Below are 17,893 nucleotides of genomic sequence, written 5' to 3' on the forward strand. Positions count from 1 at the left end.
AAAAAAGAAGCCCGGCAATAATCGCAGTGCCGGGTACCATTGATGATCTTTACGATGGTTATTTCGGATATATCGTTCCGATAAATGTTTTATCAGTACCGGAGAGCACGGTGTTCCAGCCCACAGAAAAATTGCCGATGGTCAGTTCTTCTTCTACCGGGTAGTGCATAATTGATGCCTGATCGTAAGCGCTATAGTTTGTTTCGGTGGTTGAATATTTCTGGAAGATGTTGACATCTACCTGCTGGGTACTCCAGTTTTGGGTTTGCTTGTAATACTCGTAAACCCTGGGCTTATCCCAGGGAATATCAGCCAACGGATGCTGATGTTCATGAATCATACCCAATGCATGGCCAAATTCATGAATGGCCACACGGCTGAATTCATCATCGGGGGTAGAATTATTGAACCAACCGAAATTCATAGTAGCCTTGCTCCCTTTTATGGCATAAGCATCGGTGCCAATGTAGGACCAGGAGCCGCCGGGAGAAAAGGTTACCCGGATAGCGGCCTTCCGGTCGTTTGTCACAAAATTGAATTTTATATTAGCATAGGTTTCCCATTGTCTGGCAAACTGTATGACCTTGTTTCTTACAAACGCAGTACCGCCGTTCAGGCTTACCTTAAGGGTAGTTCCATTGGGCCATTGTTTGACTTTGATGGTGGCCCCCCTCGGAGATACCCCCTCTGGATAAAGCTCGGTACACACTTTCAGGTTTTGGAACTCGGGCGAAATGGCAGCAACCGTCTCCGGCTGCGCTGTATTTTGTTCACTCACGCCAGTTTTCTGGCAAGCCGTGAAAGCGCCGCTTACTAACAGCAAAAATGCAATTGTTTTAAAATGTTTCATAACCGGGATATTTGATTTGGTAAATAATGTGCATAAACGGATCAAGCGATCAAGCAGCAGGGGCCAGTTTTCCTATACCGTGGAGAATCTGCACTTCCCGGCTTTTTCTCCTATAAAATGTTCAAAAACTGCTGTTACAGCTTAAAGATCTTCATATTGCAAAGGCCCTATAAATATACAGCGCCGACTTTGAACAACAAGCGAATTTGTCGTTTTTAATTATGTAAAAACGATCATAAACAGGTTTTTGAAGCATTTCCCAAAAGTTTTTTACTTTTACAGTATATAAAACTTCATTTCGGGTTATGAAATTAACAAACAAATTCTGGATCATCACGCTGATGATCATTGTTGCCGTTTTAAGCCGTCTTCTTCCCCATCCCTACAACTTTACTCCATTAATGGCCATTGCCTTATTTGGAGGTGCCACTTTTGATAAAAAATGGCAGGCTTATTTAGTGCCGCTTGCCGCTTATTTTATTTCTGACATCTTCTTATTTAATAATGCCGGCTACTATACAGCCTATCTGGTATCTCAGTTGTTTGTGTATGGAGGAATGATCCTCGTAACCATGATGGGCACAACGTTAAAGCAACCAAAAGCATTAAGCGTGCTGGGATATACGCTGAGCGGATCTGCCATTTTCTGGATCCTGTCCAACTTTGGTGTATGGGTGGGCAATTTTTTTGCTGCCGGAACGCCTAATTATGAATCGGGTTTGTCACTGGGGTACGTTTATCTGCGCGCCCTTCCCTTTTACAATGAGTTAAGCACCAAACTGTTTGCCGGCGCCTTTGGTGGCGACCTGTTTTACAGTGGTATTCTATTTGGCCTTTATGCCCTGGCTCAAAAAAGCCTTCCTGCTCTCCGGTATTCAAAAGCCTGATATATAAAATCTAAAGTACGAAAGCATGAATTGTCATTCATGCTTTTTTTATGTGCAATCGGTTGCAGCAATTGCAATTAGCTCCAATAATTTCCCTATTTTTAAAATTATTAATTCATTTTAAACGATTTGTAATGGCAGGAACCAATTCCAATTCCCAAAATATCTTGCTTCCATTGGCTACGATCTGCGGGCTCTTTTTTATTTTCGGTTTTGTAACATGGGCGAACGGTACGCTCATTCCTTTTTTTAAACTGTCTTTTGGCCTGTCTGATATCCAGGCATTCCTGGTAACTTTTTCATCTTATATGGCGTACTTTGTCCTGGCCCTTCCTTCCTCCTGGATCCTGAAAAAGACCGGCTTTAAAACCGGCCTGATACTGGGGTTGGTGGTGCTGGCGCTTGGCTCATTAATTTTCATTCCTGCCGCCAAATCCCGGTCTTTTGAATTATTCCTTACCGGCATTTTTGTTCAGGGCGCTGCGCTGGCATTATTGCAAACAGCCTCCAACCCCTACTTGTCCATCATCGGCCCCATCGAAAGCGCTGCAAAAAGGATTAGTATGGCCGGTATCTGCAACAAATTTGCGGGTATGATTGTACCTTTTATCATGGGTGCCGTATTCTTAAAAAATGCTGCCGAAACAGAAGCCAAAATTGCGGCAGCAACCGGCAGCGAAAAGGAACAGCTTTTGAACGATGTACTGGGCCGGGTAAATACCCCTTATATTGTTTTAGCCATTGTATTTATCCTGTTTGCTGTATTGATTAAATTTTTACACCTGCCGGAAGTAAACCCCGAAGAGGATGTAGTGGACGAAGCCAGCGGAGAAGTGGTTCATCATAAAAGCATCTTCCAGTTTCCTCATCTTTTCCTCGGAGCCCTTTGTATTTTCGTATATGTGGGCGCAGAAGTGATGGCGGGTGATATTATCGGCGTTTATGGAAAAGAGCTGGGTATTCATGCCGACCAGGCTAAATATTTCACTTCCCTTACTTTGGGCGGAATGCTGGTGGGTTATGTGATAGGTATCTTTACCATTCCCAAAGTCCTTTCGCAGCAAGCCGCGCTCAGGATCTGCGCCATCCTGGGTATGGTTTTTTCTGTTATTGCCTATTTCAGCTCGGGCTATACTTCAGTGGTCTTTATTGCACTCCTGGGCCTGGCCAATTCTCTGATGTGGCCGGCTATTTTCCCCCTGGGCATCAGCCACCTGGGTAAATTTACCAAAATCGGTTCCGCCATCATGATTATGGGTATTGCCGGGGGCGCCATTTTACCGATCCTGTACGGCGTTTTAAAGGATCATCTGCAAATTAATTTCCAGCTTTCTTATTTTATTTTGGTTATGCCCTGCTACCTCTACATCTTGTATTTTGCCATCAGTGGTCACAAGGTTGGCCTTGGCAGATTGAAGAAATAAAGGGGCGGGTAACAATTTGAACTTCCTGTCAGGTTTTCTTCCAAGGTGGAGGGCAAGCCTGACAGGATTTTTTTGTCTTCATTTTTTCTTCATCCCGCATAGCGACATTGTGATCTATTATCTATTTAAACCTCGTTTTATGCGTTTGAAATTTCTCTTACCCGCCTTTATGGCGGTGCTGCTCTTTGCATGCAGCAAAAAAAATGATGATTCAGGATCTGCCAATGAAGAAAAACTTACGGCAAGCTCCTGGCAGCAAACCAACACAACTGCTGCCACCAGCGATCAAAAACCAGTAGCTACGTTTCACGCGAACCATGATTTCAGTCTGAACCTCAACAGTGCTGTATCCGGAGCCGGAAGCAGCAGCAGTATTGGCGCCGTTATTACCGGCAACTGGAGCTACGATGGGAGCGATATCGTGATCTCCAATATTTCCGTAAGCTATAAAATCAATGGTACAGCCGCCGCAAACCTGAAGGCCGTTATAGATGCTTATGCCGGGGGCCTTGTAGCTTTCAACACCTTTGTAAATGCCTATTGCAACCTGCTGCAGGCAGATGCTTCGGGCAATCTTACCATAAAAGGCGTTTCTTCCAATAAGGTAACCTGGGCCGTTAACCAACTTACATCCAGCGTACTGGTGGTAGCTTCCGCCGGCGTTTCCGCCAGTTTTGCCGCAAAATAGTAGTTCGTTTCATGAAAAAGCGGTCTCTACATTTGCCGGATACCCGTCAATATATTTTTTGAGCCGCTTATTTTACTTGTAAATGTAAAAAGGGCCTGGCGGGCCCTTTTTACATACATGTTGTTATCACATAATTACCAGCCCAGGATCCAGGCAAATACCAGCGGTGCCACAATCGTAGCATCGCTTTCGATGATGAATTTTGGGGTATGAATGTCCAGTTTGCCCCAGGTGATTTTTTCATTGGGTACCGCACCGGAATAAGAGCCGTAAGAGGTTGTACTGTCACTGATCTGGCAGAAATAGCTCCAGAATGGAACATCATGCCACTCCAGATCCTGGTACATCATGGGCACCACGCATATCGGAAAATCACCCGCAATGCCACCGGCAATCTGGAAAAAGCCAACGCCTTTACCTCCGCTGTTATGACGGTACCAATCGGCCAGCCAGGTCATATACTCAATACCACTTTTTACGGTGCTGGCTTTTAGTTCGCCTTTGATGACATAGCTGGCAAAAATGTTACCGGTAGTGCTATCTTCCCATCCCGGCACCACAATCGGGATATTCTTTTCGGCAGCGGCAATAATCCAGCTGTCCTTGGGATCTATTTCATAATACTGTTGCAGCTCCCCGCTTAAAACGGTTTTATACAGGAATTCATGCGGAAAATAACGCTCTCCTTTTTCTTCGGCCTCCTTCCATTGTTTTACAAGATGCTTCTGTAAACGGCGAAAGGCTTCCTCTTCCGGAATACAGGTATCCGTTACCCGGTTGTAGTGGTTTTCCAGCAAGTCCCACTCATCCTGCGGCGTAAGGTCCCGGTAGTTCGGCACCCGCTTGTAATGCGAATGGGCCACAAGATTCATTACGTCTTCTTCCAGGTTGGCTCCTGTACAGGAAATGATATGCACTTTGTCCTGACGGATCATTTCAGCCAACGAAATACCGAGTTCTGCAGTGCTCATAGCCCCGGCAAGGGTAATCATCATTTTTCCACCTTCTTCAAGATGGGTTACATAGCCTTTGGCCGCATCCATCAGGGCGGCAGCATTAAAGTGTCTGTAATGATGCTCAATAAATTGAGAAACAGGTCCTTTACTCATAATTTTTTGAATTTTTACTCCGCCTTCAGATCACAATAAGGTGAGACATTGCGAGGGGCAAAAATACAGGAATGCGTGTTGTTACCCGATTAATTTTGTAACTTGCTGTTATGGGACTTACTATGACACAGAAAAAATACCAGCCCCCGCCAAGAACAGCCATGGAAGTGTATGAAATGCTCCCGGAAGGTACCCTGGCGGAGGTTATCAATAATGTTCTCTATATGTCACCCGCACCAACCTTTGAACACCAGCGAATACTGGCCGCATTATTTACACACCTGAGCGTTTATATTTCCGAAAACGATCTGGGGGAATGCGTTTTTTCCCCGGTGGATGTGTACCTCGGCCATAATAATGCCGTACAGCCGGACATCATTTTTATTGCAAAAGAAAATCTTTCAATCATCAGGGATGGAAAAGTAAAAGGAGCTCCCGACCTGGTAGTGGAAGTATTGTCCGGCAATAAAAAACACGATCTGCAGCTAAAGAAACAACTTTACGAAACCTTTGGGGTCAGGGAGTATTTTATCGTGAACCCTGCCGATAAGGAAGTGATCAGCTACTATTTTGATGGAAAGAAATTTGTTTTGCAGGAAAGCAAAAAGGGTAAGATTCAGTCAAAATTGCTCCGCAAAACAGTCTCCTTCTGATCTTTTACGTGTGCGATGCCTCATTGGCAACGGGCCCGGGAATCAAAACGGTTGAAATTTCCTTATCCCCACCCGGGAAGATTTAGGCTGTAAAACGTACCTTTACCGGTTCAAAAGAGAAGATACCGTGCCTGATAAGATCCTTTTATTACCTGATAATATTGCTAACCAGATCGCCGCGGGTGAAGTTATTCAACGTCCGGCCAGCGCCGTAAAAGAATTATTGGAGAACGCAGTGGATGCAGGAGCTACCTCTGTGCAGCTGATTGTAGTGGATGCCGGTAAAACCCTGCTGCAGGTTATTGACAACGGAAGCGGAATGAGCGAAACCGATGCCCGTATGTGCTTTGAACGGCACGCTACTTCCAAGATCCGCAACATTGATGACCTCTTTCATATTCATACCATGGGGTTCCGGGGCGAGGCGCTGGCTTCTATTGCAGCAGTGGCACAGGTGGAGTTAAAAACAAAACGGGCGGAAGATGAAACCGGCACCTATATTGAAGTAGCCAACAGCACTGTAGTAACCCAGGAGCCGGTTGCCGCACCCAATGGTACCAGCATTGCCATGAAAAACCTGTTTTTTAATGTACCCGCCAGGAGAAACTTCCTGAAGAGCAATGCTGCCGAAATGCGTCATATTGTGGAAGAGTTTACAAGAGTGACCATGGCCTTCCCCGATATCCTGTTTACACTTACCAGCAATGGGCAGCAATTAATGCACCTGGAACCAGGAAGCCGGAAACAGCGCATCGTACAATTGCTGGGCAACAGCTATAATGCCAAAATGGTTGCTGTTACAGAGCAAACGGACTATATGAACATTCATGGGTTTACGGGCAAACCGGAGACCGCCAAAAAGACCCGCGGCGACCAGTATTTCTTTGTAAACAACCGCTTTATTAAAAGCGCGTATCTGAACCATGCCGTAATGAATGCCTACCAGGAGCTGTTGCCTGCCGACAGTTTCCCGATGTATGTACTATTTATTGATCTTGATCCTACGCAGGTAGATGTGAACGTGCATCCCACAAAACAGGAGATCAAATTTGAGGATGAAAAGATTATTTATGCTTTTGTACAAGCCGCGGTAAAACATGCCCTGGCCCAGTTTAGTATTACCCCTACCCTCGATTTTGAACTGGACGCCGCCATTCAGCAACTGCCTTCCGTAAGTCAGCCTTTTACCATCGACAGGCAGGAACAGGCATCCGGCTCATCCCTGTACCAGGGCTTTACACAAAAGCACCAGGCTCATTTTATAGATAAGCCATCGGGCCAGGAGTTAAAAAGCTGGAAAGAGTTTTACGCCCCCCTGCCAAAGGAAGACGCGCTTTTTGACTATGAAAAAACAACACAGCAACAAAACCTGGTCATTCAAAATAAAAGAAACCGTTTTGAAATAGACGGTGATACCGAACTTACCCAGGTATTGAATACCTACATTATTATGCCGGCAACAGCCAGCTTCCTGCTCATCAGCCAGCAGGCCGCGCATGAGCGGGTATTGTATACCCAGATGCAGTTGGCAGCCACGGGCGCTCCCGTAGCCATCCAGAAAACGATGTTTCCCGTTACCCTCGAATTATCTCCGGCAGATACGGTGCTGCTGAACGAGCTGCTGCCCGACCTGTTAATACTGGGATACGAAATTGAGCCCTTTGGTAAAAGCAGCTTTGTGGTGCAGGGTACCCCGGCCGACCTTGAGAATACCGATGAAAAACACCTGATCGATTTTACCCTGGAGCAATACAAACATTTCAGCAGCGATATCCGGGTATCTAACCGGGAGAAACTGATTCGTTCGCTGGCCCGGCAACGGGCGGTGAAGAGTGGTACCCGCTTAACGGAGCGGGAACTGCGGCAACTGGTAACCGACCTTTTTCAATGTGAGCCTTTCAATACTGCCCCGGACGGAAACCCCACCTACCTGGAGTTTAAGCAAGACCAGATCGAAAAAATGTTTGGGAGATAAAAAACCCCCGGATGAGTCCGGGGGTCAATAACTAAATCATCAAAAGAAATATTTAAATCTTAAAGCCCAGTGTAAGCACTACCCTGGAGCCGGTAGCCTTAATGGTAGCGGGGCTAAAAGCACTTTTATCTTCTAAGCGATATGGATAATATACATCATCCTTTGCCGTATAAATATACCCAAGATCGAGGAAGAAACCATGGTTCCGGTAACCAACGCCAGCCGTACCCTGGTAAATATTCCCTTTTTCACCTGCCAGATCTTTATAGGGATTACCATAATAGGCGCCCCCAACCCGGGCCATAACGGTATTGAACTTTAATTCAGCACCCAGCCGGGCATTTACCGCACCCTGGTAAGCATTATCAATAGCTGTATTCAACCCACGATAATAATTTTTATCGGCAATGCCATTTTCATCATAGGCCTTAAACTTCGAAGCCATATGATTTACATATTCCACATCTGCAGTAACCAACCCTTTCTGGCTGGAAACATTATTTACATCCCCAAAAAGATAGGTAAAACTACCCAGCAATTTATAGGGGGTTTGCAGGGTATAATCATATACGGAAGGTTCATCCGGTCTTGACCAGGCTTCGTTTTGTCCCTTATTCTCGGGAAGATTTTCCGTATTGGCGTACGCCTCCGCGTCATAATGATCGGTTAGGCTATACCAGGTGGGTGTATGTACTGCCAGGCCAAACCGGAAATTTTGAGATGGCGCAAATACGGCCCCCAGTTTTACATTAACCCCCATACCCTTGGTAACCAGGTCATCGTCAAAATAGGCCCCGTCAAATTCATTGGTATGGTTGTCTTTATCAGGATCCCACTCTTCAAACGTACGGGTAGCCCCATAACGCAGCGCCGGAAATCCTACGGACCCCCCGAAATAGACATTATCATTCAAATTAAGCCCGCCGCCAATGGCCACTTCTGTAATACCGCCGTTGGTTTTAAGGGTTCCGGTTTGTATAACGCCGCCGTTCCGGGCCAGGGCGCTTGCAGAAGAAAACAGGTTGCCGTTGACATCATCGGCAATCCAGTTTACATCATAAGCCAGCTTGGTATCGTAGGTTCTCAAATCGCCGCCATCGGCATTGACATTCTGTATAAACATATCGGCCATGGAGCTCTTGGTATTTACCCCGCCAAACTGGATGCTGCCATTAAAATCAGCAATCCTTGAGATACCAATACTAAAGGCCGAACTCTTTATAGCGCGGTTTCCCCGGCTCTGGTTTCCAAAAACCACTCCCGAGGTTCCAAAAAAACCAGCCGATTTACTGGCGCTGCTTGATTCACCGTAATAATTGGCTTTATTGTTATTAATATTGACGCCGCCGGAAAGCACCAGGTCTCCCGATTTATAAAAACCCAGATTACCAGGATTAGAAAAAAGGGTGGAAATTTCACCTCCCAGAGATCCGCTTGCCCCTCCCAATGCCTGAACACGGGCTGTACCTGAGGCGGATAACCAGGAATAACGCAATGCGTCTTCCGGCGTTTGGGCAAACAAACTGCCTGATACAGCAATCAACATGCCTGCGATAATTATTTTCTTCATTCGATTAAATAGTTTATGGGTTAAAATCTTCTGCCACTTCCGCCCGAAGTACCACGACCGCCGCCACCTCCGCCGCCGCTACTGCTGCTACCCGAGGATGCAGGCGGAGAATAGGAAGGCGTGGAAGAGCGGGTATCAACGCTTGGCCGGCTGTAGCTTTCGGAACGGGTTGGAGCCGAGTACCGCTCCGTTGATGAAGACGCCCGGTTGCTGTTGCTGTAATTATTATCTGAATAGCGCTCCCTGGCGGCACTGGCGCGCCCCTGTACACTTGAATTGGAGCTATTGGTGTTCACACTGTTGTTAGAACGTACTCCATAGGTTCCGTAGTCGCCGGTGCTCCTCCTGATCACCGTTGTACCGCCTCCGCTTTCACGGGTAATGCCCGATCTCCGGTCTGCAGCTGTTGTACGGTCCGTATAGGTGGCCCTGCTTTGAGGTGATCTGCTGCCGTTCAGTATATTGGGGTTATAGGTATTGAGATTGGTGCGCCGCTGGCTGTAATTTACCCTTGAGCCTACGATAACCCCCGGGCCATAACCATAATAATACGGGTTGCCCCACCAGCCGGTATACCAGGGGTCGTACCAGCCACCGCCCCAGCCAAAACCATAGCCGTAACCCCAGCCTCCATAGTAACCGGAGTACCAGGGGTCATACCAACCGCCGCCCCAGCCCATACCCATACCGCCATACCAGCCGGAATAATAGGGATTGTAATACATGTTCCAATAGCTTACCGGACTCCAGGGGCTGTTCCAGTAAAATGGGTCGTTCCAGTAACTCCAGTTGTTATAATAGCTGAAATTGTAACGGTTCCCATAATAGTACCAGTCGTCCAGATCCGACCACCGGTAACGGTCGCGTACCTTCATGCGCAGATAACGGTCATCGTAATCTGCATACTCGTCATCATCATACGATTCGTAGTCGCGATACCGCTTTTCACCCGATTTCTTAACGTTGGCGTATTCATCCTGTGGTGGTGCAGGGGAATTGTAAACATCGTCAGGTGTCTGGCCGGTTTTGTATGCCGTGGTACAGCCTCCGATGAAGGAAGCGCAGCCAATCAGCAGTATCAATGTTCTGATGTTCATTTTTTGGCGATATTTAAATAGTTTATGAATCAGATTGTTATAATTAATCACCAATTGCAGTTAATTGTTACCCTTTTAAATATACATTTGCAATTGCTGATAAAGTTACGTTAATATTGACGTTCTTTTATTAAAAAAGATGCATAATATGTTGTTAATTCACAACGGTTTTAACGTACAAAAGGTTTAAAACGCAACAGGGCGAAAATTTGAAAATACGGGAATATGGAAATGTGGAAATGTGATACTGATAAAGGCCGCCGGAATACCTGAAACTGGCTTCATTTACCTCCACTCATCCATCACTTATTAACTATTAACATTATATGAGTAAAGAAGTTACTTCGAGGGCCGAAGATTATGCACAATGGTATAATGACCTGGTGATAAAAGGCGGTTTGGCCGATTATTCTGCCGTACGGGGCTGTATGGTTATCAAACCTTATGGCTTTACCCTTTGGGAGCACATGCGCGATGCGCTGGACAAAATGTTTAAGGATACAGGGCACGTAAACGCCTATTTTCCGTTGTTTATACCCAAAAGTTTCCTAAGCAAGGAGGCGGCGCATGTGGAAGGCTTTGCCAAGGAATGTGCCGTAGTGACCCACTACCGGCTAAAAAATGACCCGGACGGCAAGGGCGTGGTTGTAGACCCGGAAGCAAAACTGGAAGAAGAACTGATCGTACGGCCTACCAGCGAAACCATTATCTGGAGCACTTATAAAGACTGGATCCAATCCTACCGCGACCTACCCCTGCTGGTAAACCAGTGGGCCAACGTGGTACGCTGGGAAATGCGTACCCGCTTGTTTCTGCGCACCGCTGAATTTCTGTGGCAGGAAGGGCATACCGCGCACGCTACAAAGGACGAAGCGGTAGAAGAAGCGCGTAAAATGCTGGATGTGTATGCCACGTTTGCCGAGGAATTTATGGCTGTTCCGGTGATAAAAGGCGTGAAAACCGCCAGTGAACGCTTTGCCGGGGCTGAAGATACTTATTGTATTGAAGCACTGATGCAGGACGGAAAAGCGTTGCAGGCCGGTACCTCCCACTTCCTGGCGCAGAATTTTGCAAAGGCCTTTGATGTAAAATTCCTGAATAAGGAAAACCAGCTGGAATATGTATGGGCTACCAGCTGGGGCGTAAGCACCCGCCTGGTGGGTGCCCTCATTATGGCGCATAGCGATGACGAAGGCCTGGTACTACCGCCTAAGATTGCACCCCTGCAGGTGGTCATCATCCCCATTTATAAAGGAGCCGATCAGAAAGCACTAATCGATGCAAAGGCTAACGAAATTATGGAAAACCTGAAAAGCAAGGGGCTCCGGGTAAAATATGACGACAACGACAACAACCGCCCCGGGTGGAAATTTGCAGAGTATGAGATGAAAGGAGTGCCTGTACGACTGGTGCTGGGTGCGCGCGACCTTGAGCAAAATAAAATTGAGGTAGCAAGGCGCGATACACGGGAAAAGGAAACCGTAAACCTGGACGGTATTTCGCAATATGTAGACGGACTGCTTATAAAAATACAGTTTGAAATGCTGCAGCGGGCCCGGAATTTTACCACAGAAAAAACCACGCCTGCAGATACCTGGGAGGATTTTGTAAAAACGCTGGATGAAAAAGGAGGTTTTGTCTCCGCCCATTGGGATGGTACCGCCGAAACTGAGGCCGCCATTAAGGAAAAAACAAAGGCCACCATCCGCTGTATCCCTCTCAATAACCCGCAGGAAGAAGGCATTTGCATCTTATCCGGAAAACCGTCAAAAGAGCGGGTGCTGTTTGCAAGAGCGTATTAATTTTTGTTTAAGGTTTAAGGTTCAACGTTGAACCTTAAACCTTGAACTTTAAACAGTTTAAAAGTTCCTTCTTTTCGCCACCTCCGTCTGAATATACGTTGCTATTGATTGTGTAGTGCTGCCGGGCGCAAAAATCCGGCCCACCCCCATCGCCGTTAGTTTTGCGGCATCATCGTCCGGTACAATGCCTCCGCCCACCAGCAGCACATCATCCATTTGCTTTGCCTGCATCAGCTCCAGCACTTTTGGAAAAACGGTCATATGCGCTCCGCTCAGAATACTGATGCCGATCACATCAACGTCTTCCTGGATAGCCGCCTGAATCACCATTTCCGGTGTTTGCCGCAGGCCGGTATAAATCACTTCCATACCCGCATCCCGCAGGGCGGTGGCAATTACTTTGGCACCGCGGTCATGGCCATCCAAACCAATTTTAGCCACCAAAACACGAATAGGTCTGTTCATGCCTGCAAAAGTATGTTTTAAAAGTGTAGGATCGGAAAAAAACAGACTGCCGGCAGGTTACCAAACGCAACAGTATAAGGATTCGAAACTGCAAGTTTCGGATAGCAGCATAACCATTAAAACGACCGGATGGCACGAACATTATGCCGGTAAGAATCGTACTTGGATACAGTAGTCTGATACCCAAAGTTGAAGAATTTGAACCAGGCAGAAGTGTAGTCATTTTCTGTAGAGCTCCAATAGCTATTGGGGATATCATTGGTATTGGTATCAAACCCGCCAATGGCAAAACGATTTACATAAAGTATATTCAGTTCGGCAAGACTTGGTAAATACCAATCATCATGGCCATTCAACACTAGGTCGGCGCATAATTTCGCAGCATAGTTACCATCCCCGTAGTAGTCAACAATTTTCTTCGTATTGGCGGCTCCGGTACCTAATGCATCGCTGGTGCCTAAAAAGGCAAAGGTTCCAATAGGGGCCCATGGAATGCCTGATCCCTGGTCCGAAGGGGCAGCAATAAACCCATGTGGTATATTGGCGTCATAACCGAGGTCGCCGGGGTTTAATATATACCCAATCTTTCCACCTTTATAATCCTGACCCGCTTCCCATATATCACCATGAGCCTGGTGGTCCGGCCATGCGTTGCTATTAATGCTTATTTGCTTCCAGGTGTTTTTGTTAGCACCAAAGTGCCAGATGGTTATTTTGTCAACACTTTTATCGGAATTTTTAGCGGCAACTGAAGCGATGATTTCTTCCTGCGGTTTGCCGGTAACCATGTCTTTTTTACATGCTGTAATAAATAAGACGTGCAGTAAAATCAACAACATCTTTTTCATAATTGTAGTTTGTATTTAAAATTTATATTTTATGGCGGTTTCTATCAGCGCCTAAAAAGATCGTATTGCACGCACTTTGATCCAGGAGGCGTCCTTGCTGACTATGTCCGTATTCCCGTTGGCGAAGTATTGGAACCAGGCAAAGCCACTACCGTCCTCGGTGGAACTCCAATAAGAGGTAAAGAGATTCGTGATGGTGCCTTCAGTTGTAAACCCGCCAATAGCAAAACGATTTTGAAAAAGCAGGTTCAGTTCGCCCAGGCTTGGCAAGTACCAATCGCTATAATCATTTAAAACCAGGTCCGCACACAATTTGGCCGCAGTGCCGGCAGTTCCATAAGCGGCAACGATCCGTGCGGTATTGGCAGCCCCGCTGCCTAATGCGCCACTGGTTCCTCCCACCTCGGTTGCTGGCCCCCATACAGGTACTCCCTGGTCAGCAGGCGCTGCAATAAACCCATGTGGCAGATTCGGGTCATAACGCGGGTCGCCGGGTTGTAAAACATAGGCCAGCTTACCGCCTTTGTAGCTGGCTCCAATTGCCGGCACATCATCGTTAATACCATTACAGTTCTCATCTATATCATTTCCTTTTATTTCTGTGGCACCGGGGTGAATGGCTGCGTTATTATCATTACAATCCCCCATTTGCCCATAACCGCATTTATTGAAGGTTACATAGCCATCGCCATCCACATCATCCAGCCTTATATCGCCATAGGCCTGATACCTGGGCCATGCTGAGGGTTTGATGTTCATCAGTTTCCAGGTTTCAGTTGTCGCATCAAAATGGCAAATCGGCATTCTGGAAGACGGCTTTTTTGCGGCAACGGTCGTAATCGCTTCCAGAGAATGACTGGTAGCAGCGTCTTTTTGGCATGCCGTCATCAACACAACGGAAAACATACCTAATAAAAGCTTTTTCATAATAATCGCTATTTATTCTAAAAAAATATTATTTCCCCAAAACCTGCTCTATTTCCCGGTTGATTGCGGCCACATGCATATCGGTAAAAATGATCAGCAACAGGATCAATACCAGTATGAGCAGCAGTATAATGATCTGGCTGCTGTACTTTTTAACGAAGCGCATAATATCTTTCACCTAATTTACCCTTTGGGTAAACCGGTTCACAAATTTTTTGGCTGACAATTGCCTGTCAGTTACCTGTCAAAATCCTGTCAAAAGAGTTGAAAGACTGATAATAAGAGGATTATCAGATCGCCGCGATGATCATTTCCAGCTCGCTGGTCGTACCGGTGCCAAAGCGCTGCCGCAGACGGTGGCGGGTTTTGTGCACACTGTCTACGCCAATGCCCTGCATGGCTGCTATCTGTTTTGTATTGAGCCGGATCTTTATCAACGCCGCCATCCGTTGCTCGGCCTCGGTAATCCCAGGCGCTTTGTCGCTGAGCATTTTAAAAAATGCGGGATGTGTTTTTTCAAAAAGTGATTTAAAATTTTGCCAGTCCGTTTCGGTGAGTATCATCTGGTGGCTCAGCTCTTCGATGGTTTGGGCGTCCTGTTGCCGGTGTTGCTGCAGTTCTATGCTTGCCTGCAGTTCTTCAATCCGGCTGTTCTTTCTGATGATCTCTTCTTTGAACAGATCCAGTTCTTTGGCCGCCAATCGCTGGCGTTTTTCGGCTTTTTTCCGGCTCCGGTTCAACCACCAGGCCGCTATGGCAGCCATAAAAACAAGCAGCACAATGCCGGCATTTCTTTTGCTAATGGCCGCGCGTTTTTCTTCGGTCATGCTCTTTAATGCCAGCTGCTCTTTTTCATAGGCTGCTTTTATAAAAACATAACGGTTGTTACTCAGTTCCCGGGCACGGCTTACACTGTCGTTATAAATACGCACTTTTTTTGAGTAGGGATATGCTTTGGCGGGTTGACCGGTGATTTCATAACAAGCCGCTAACGATTCATACACCCGGTTCAATAATTCTTTATTGCTTCCGTTGTTCAATGCGGCGCTTTTTAGCAGGGCGGGAATCGCTTTTTGAAAGTCCTTTTCCTTCATCGCTATCTTACCCATCATCTCATAAGCGATCAATGAATCATCCGGCTCTTTGCTGTGGCGGGCAATTTCAAACAAGCGGGCATCCACCACTTTTGCGCTGTCAAGCATACCCAGTGCCACAAACGAGGGCAGGCGGTTTTTATAAGCTATTTCCTGCCAGTCGGGTCTTTTTGTCTCCAGGCAATATTGCCCGAGCTTTTCAAAATAAAAAAGCGCTGAATCATGTTTTTCCAGTTTCCGGTAGGCCAGCCCCAGGTTATTGTAAGTGTACATAAAACGGAATGGCTTCACCAACGTATCTGCAAGCCTTAAACCTGTGCGCAGGTGATCGATTGCATCTCCCGGATAACCGGCAACCAACAGAGCCTCACCCACCCACATGTAAAAAATACTTACTGCTGCAAAATTTTTAAGCCCCAGGTAATGATGCAGCTGCAGTGAAGTGGTAGCATATTGAACAGCCAGTTCTGTCTGGTTCATGGAATTTAGCATTTCGGCATACCAGCGGCCAAATTCGGCTTGTAAATAGGGATCTTCCGTTTCTACAGCTTCCTTCAGGCAGGCTTTCATTTGTGATGCGTACAGCGAATCGCCCTCTTTGAGGTAATAAAAGAGCAGCTTTGCCTTTACCGACCGGCCTAAAAGCCTTAGCCGCCTGTTTCCTTTGGTACATGCTTTTTCAATGGCGATAGCGGCCCTGATCCTTGAGGCAGAATCAATTTTGGTAATATCGTAGTAAACTGAATAGTGCCGGATGACCTGTGATTCGCTATTATCCTCCAGTCTTTTTACCCAATCGGAAACAGGAAGATCCTGCCCCACTAAAAAAAGGGAACATAAAACAAAATATATGACCAGGGATATGGCTCTCATCCTGAATGCTAAACAGAATTTTGCTTTGGGTTTCAGCGCTTTAAGTTTTCTCTATAAAAGACATACAGATCCTGTCTTATCCAGGTACAAATTTAGCAATTAAAACAGTTTGTAATCCATCATACTGAGCCGCTCTTTACAGAATTGATATTCTACTTCATCATTACTGCCTACCAGCACCAGCCGGTCTTTACAGTACTGATCGATCAGCCGGTAATAAAGATCAATGCCTTGCCGGTCGAGGTTGGTACAGGGCTCATCCAGCAGTACAATGGGCGTATCTGAATAAATGCATTGCGCCAGTTTAGCCCGCTGCTTCATACCGCTGGAAAATTGCTGAATACGTTTATGCGCCGCGGTCTGTAAACCCAGCTCTTCGATGATCTTTTTAGGAGTGATGCCGGCTATAAATGGTTTAAACTGCTGGTGAAACCCGAGAAACTCCGGGAGGGTCATTTCTTCAATCAGTTCAAGATAGGGAGCACAGCAGGCAATATGCCGGTAAATTTTTTCCGGTGGAACTGGTGCGTCGTCTATCCAGGTACAACTGCCTTCATTTAAATGCAGGGCGCCGGCAATAACCTGTAAAAAAGTGCTTTTTCCGGAGCCGTTGGCTCCAATGATGGCGTAACTGTTGCCGGATTCAAAGCGGCCCGAAAGATCCCTGAAGATCCAGTCGCGGTTAAATCGTTTTCCAGCCTTATTCAAGGCTATCGTCATCGCCATTCCCTTTGGTGTATCGTTTGATAATGCCCCGGGTGCTTTCCTGCACAAATGTGAGGATCTCATCGCGCTCGTCCGTAACAGGAAATTCTTCCTCAAGAAGCTGTACGGCCTGGGTCACGTTAAGCCCCCGGTTGTAAATAACCCGGTAAATATCCAGTATATTATTTACTTTTTCAACGGAATACCCGTTTCTTTTAAGCCCTACCGAGTTGATGCCTGCATAACTCAAAGGCTGCCGGGCTGCTTTAATATAAGGCGGAACGTCTTTACTTACCAGTGATCCGCCGCTGATAAATGCATAAGACCCTACTTTTACAAACTGGTGTACGGCGCAAACACCTCCAAAACCTACATGGCTGCCCAGTACCACATGACCGGCAATTTGTGTGCTGTTGCTTAATGTGCAATAGTCGCCAATAACACAATCGTGCCCGATATGGCTGTAAGCCAGGATCCAGCACCCCTTGCCCACTACTGTTTTCCATCGATCGCGGGTTCCCCGGTGAATGGTTACAAACTCACGAATAACGCAATCATCGCCAATTTCTACAATTGTTTTTTCCCCGTCAAATTTTTTATCCTGTGGCTCCGACCCGATCACGGTTCCCGGGAAGATCTTACAGTTTTTACCAATGCGGGTACCTTCCAGTATGGTCACATTGGAACCGATCCATGTACCTTCACCAATCTCAACATCCTGGTGGATCACAGTAAACGGGTCGATCTTCACATTCCGCGCCACTTTGGCGTCCGGATGTATATATGAGTTAAAATGGATCATGTACTTACAGGGTCAAACCAATAATAAATAATGGCGCAAATTTAGACATTCGATAATTAATTGTAATTAATTTTTTTAATAAGGAACTGCAAATCAGGGATTATTACCAACAATTGACATTCTT

The 17,893-nt window shown here is 46.4% G+C and carries 17 protein-coding genes; 6 read left to right on the forward strand and 11 right to left on the reverse strand.

What is annotated here, in order from left to right:
- Positions 1–58: 58 nt before the first annotated feature.
- Positions 59–850: a M12 family metallopeptidase gene (locus tag GGU45_RS12580; RefSeq protein WP_435225213.1), complete on the reverse strand. Its 792-nt coding sequence runs from the start codon at positions 848–850 to the stop codon at positions 59–61.
- A 305-nt stretch (positions 851–1,155) separates the two neighbouring features.
- Between GGU45_RS12580 and GGU45_RS12585 the strand changes: the two genes are divergently transcribed.
- The 3 genes from GGU45_RS12585 to GGU45_RS12595 all read left to right on the forward strand — a co-directional run bounded on the left by GGU45_RS12585 (position 1,156) and on the right by GGU45_RS12595 (position 3,849).
- Entirely contained in the window at positions 1,156–1,737 is a 582-nt protein-coding gene (locus tag GGU45_RS12585) for a DUF6580 family putative transport protein (protein ID WP_435225215.1), read from the forward strand.
- 134 nt (positions 1,738–1,871) lie between these two features.
- Positions 1,872–3,161 carry a sugar MFS transporter gene (locus GGU45_RS12590; RefSeq protein WP_435225217.1) on the forward strand — a complete coding sequence of 430 codons (1,290 nt, stop codon included), beginning with the start codon at positions 1,872–1,874 and terminating at the stop codon, positions 3,159–3,161.
- Between the two features lie 139 nt (positions 3,162–3,300).
- Complete coding sequence (locus tag GGU45_RS12595; RefSeq protein ID WP_435225218.1) at positions 3,301–3,849, forward strand: hypothetical protein; 549 nt, start codon at positions 3,301–3,303, stop codon at positions 3,847–3,849.
- A 134-nt stretch (positions 3,850–3,983) separates the two neighbouring features.
- Here the strand turns inward: GGU45_RS12595 and GGU45_RS12600 are convergent, their stop codons facing one another.
- The gene (locus GGU45_RS12600) at positions 3,984–4,958 is read right to left on the reverse strand and encodes a deoxyhypusine synthase family protein (protein ID WP_435225220.1); all 975 of its coding nucleotides are present in this window, start codon (positions 4,956–4,958) and stop codon (positions 3,984–3,986) included.
- 122 nt (positions 4,959–5,080) lie between these two features.
- Here GGU45_RS12600 and GGU45_RS12605 point away from each other — a divergent pair, with 122 nt between their 5' ends.
- Both GGU45_RS12605 and mutL read left to right on the forward strand, forming a co-directional pair.
- Positions 5,081–5,611, forward strand: coding sequence for a Uma2 family endonuclease (locus GGU45_RS12605; protein WP_435225222.1), 531 nt, complete (start codon positions 5,081–5,083; stop codon positions 5,609–5,611).
- Positions 5,612–5,738: 127 nt separating this feature from the next.
- A complete protein-coding gene (gene mutL / locus GGU45_RS12610; protein ID WP_435225224.1) occupies positions 5,739–7,586 on the forward strand; it encodes a DNA mismatch repair endonuclease MutL in 1,848 nt (615 codons plus the stop codon).
- A 52-nt stretch (positions 7,587–7,638) separates the two neighbouring features.
- Here mutL and GGU45_RS12615 read toward each other — a convergent pair whose 3' ends face one another.
- Positions 7,639–9,156 carry an OmpP1/FadL family transporter gene (locus tag GGU45_RS12615; protein WP_435225226.1) on the reverse strand — a complete coding sequence of 506 codons (1,518 nt, stop codon included), beginning with the start codon at positions 9,154–9,156 and terminating at the stop codon, positions 7,639–7,641.
- A 20-nt stretch (positions 9,157–9,176) separates the two neighbouring features.
- Positions 9,177–10,253 (reverse strand): hypothetical protein, encoded by a 1,077-nt coding sequence (locus tag GGU45_RS12620; RefSeq protein WP_435225228.1) that lies wholly within the window; start codon positions 10,251–10,253, stop codon positions 9,177–9,179.
- 326 nt (positions 10,254–10,579) lie between these two features.
- Between GGU45_RS12620 and proS the strand changes: the two genes are divergently transcribed.
- Positions 10,580–12,055: a proline--tRNA ligase gene (proS, locus tag GGU45_RS12625; protein ID WP_435225230.1), complete on the forward strand. Its 1,476-nt coding sequence runs from the start codon at positions 10,580–10,582 to the stop codon at positions 12,053–12,055.
- 57 nt (positions 12,056–12,112) lie between these two features.
- On the opposite strand, the gene GGU45_RS12630 is transcribed toward proS, so the two are convergent.
- The 7 genes from GGU45_RS12630 to lpxA all read right to left on the reverse strand — a co-directional run bounded on the left by GGU45_RS12630 (position 12,113) and on the right by lpxA (position 17,769).
- Positions 12,113–12,520, reverse strand: a complete 408-nt coding sequence (locus GGU45_RS12630; protein WP_435225231.1) for a cobalamin B12-binding domain-containing protein — start codon at positions 12,518–12,520, stop codon at positions 12,113–12,115.
- Positions 12,521–12,636: 116 nt separating this feature from the next.
- Positions 12,637–13,368, reverse strand: a complete 732-nt coding sequence (locus tag GGU45_RS12635) for an Lcl domain-containing protein (protein ID WP_435225233.1) — start codon at positions 13,366–13,368, stop codon at positions 12,637–12,639.
- A gap of 51 nt (positions 13,369–13,419) precedes the next feature.
- The gene (locus GGU45_RS12640; protein ID WP_435225235.1) at positions 13,420–14,295 is read right to left on the reverse strand and encodes a MopE-related protein; all 876 of its coding nucleotides are present in this window, start codon (positions 14,293–14,295) and stop codon (positions 13,420–13,422) included.
- 28 nt (positions 14,296–14,323) lie between these two features.
- Positions 14,324–14,461 carry a hypothetical protein gene (locus GGU45_RS12645; protein WP_435225237.1) on the reverse strand — a complete coding sequence of 46 codons (138 nt, stop codon included), beginning with the start codon at positions 14,459–14,461 and terminating at the stop codon, positions 14,324–14,326.
- A gap of 124 nt (positions 14,462–14,585) precedes the next feature.
- Positions 14,586–16,262 carry a hypothetical protein gene (locus GGU45_RS12650; protein WP_435225239.1) on the reverse strand — a complete coding sequence of 559 codons (1,677 nt, stop codon included), beginning with the start codon at positions 16,260–16,262 and terminating at the stop codon, positions 14,586–14,588.
- 99 nt (positions 16,263–16,361) lie between these two features.
- Complete coding sequence (locus GGU45_RS12655) at positions 16,362–16,988, reverse strand: ABC transporter ATP-binding protein (RefSeq protein ID WP_435225241.1); 627 nt, start codon at positions 16,986–16,988, stop codon at positions 16,362–16,364.
- Positions 16,963–17,769: an acyl-ACP--UDP-N-acetylglucosamine O-acyltransferase gene (gene lpxA, locus GGU45_RS12660; RefSeq protein ID WP_435225243.1), complete on the reverse strand. Its 807-nt coding sequence runs from the start codon at positions 17,767–17,769 to the stop codon at positions 16,963–16,965. Before lpxA ends, GGU45_RS12655 begins: the two co-directional genes overlap by 26 nt.
- Between the last annotated feature and the right edge of the window lie 124 nt (positions 17,770–17,893).

The sequence above is a fragment of the Niabella hirudinis genome (assembly GCF_051201075.1).
GTDB lineage: Bacteria > Bacteroidota > Bacteroidia > Chitinophagales > Chitinophagaceae > Niabella > Niabella hirudinis.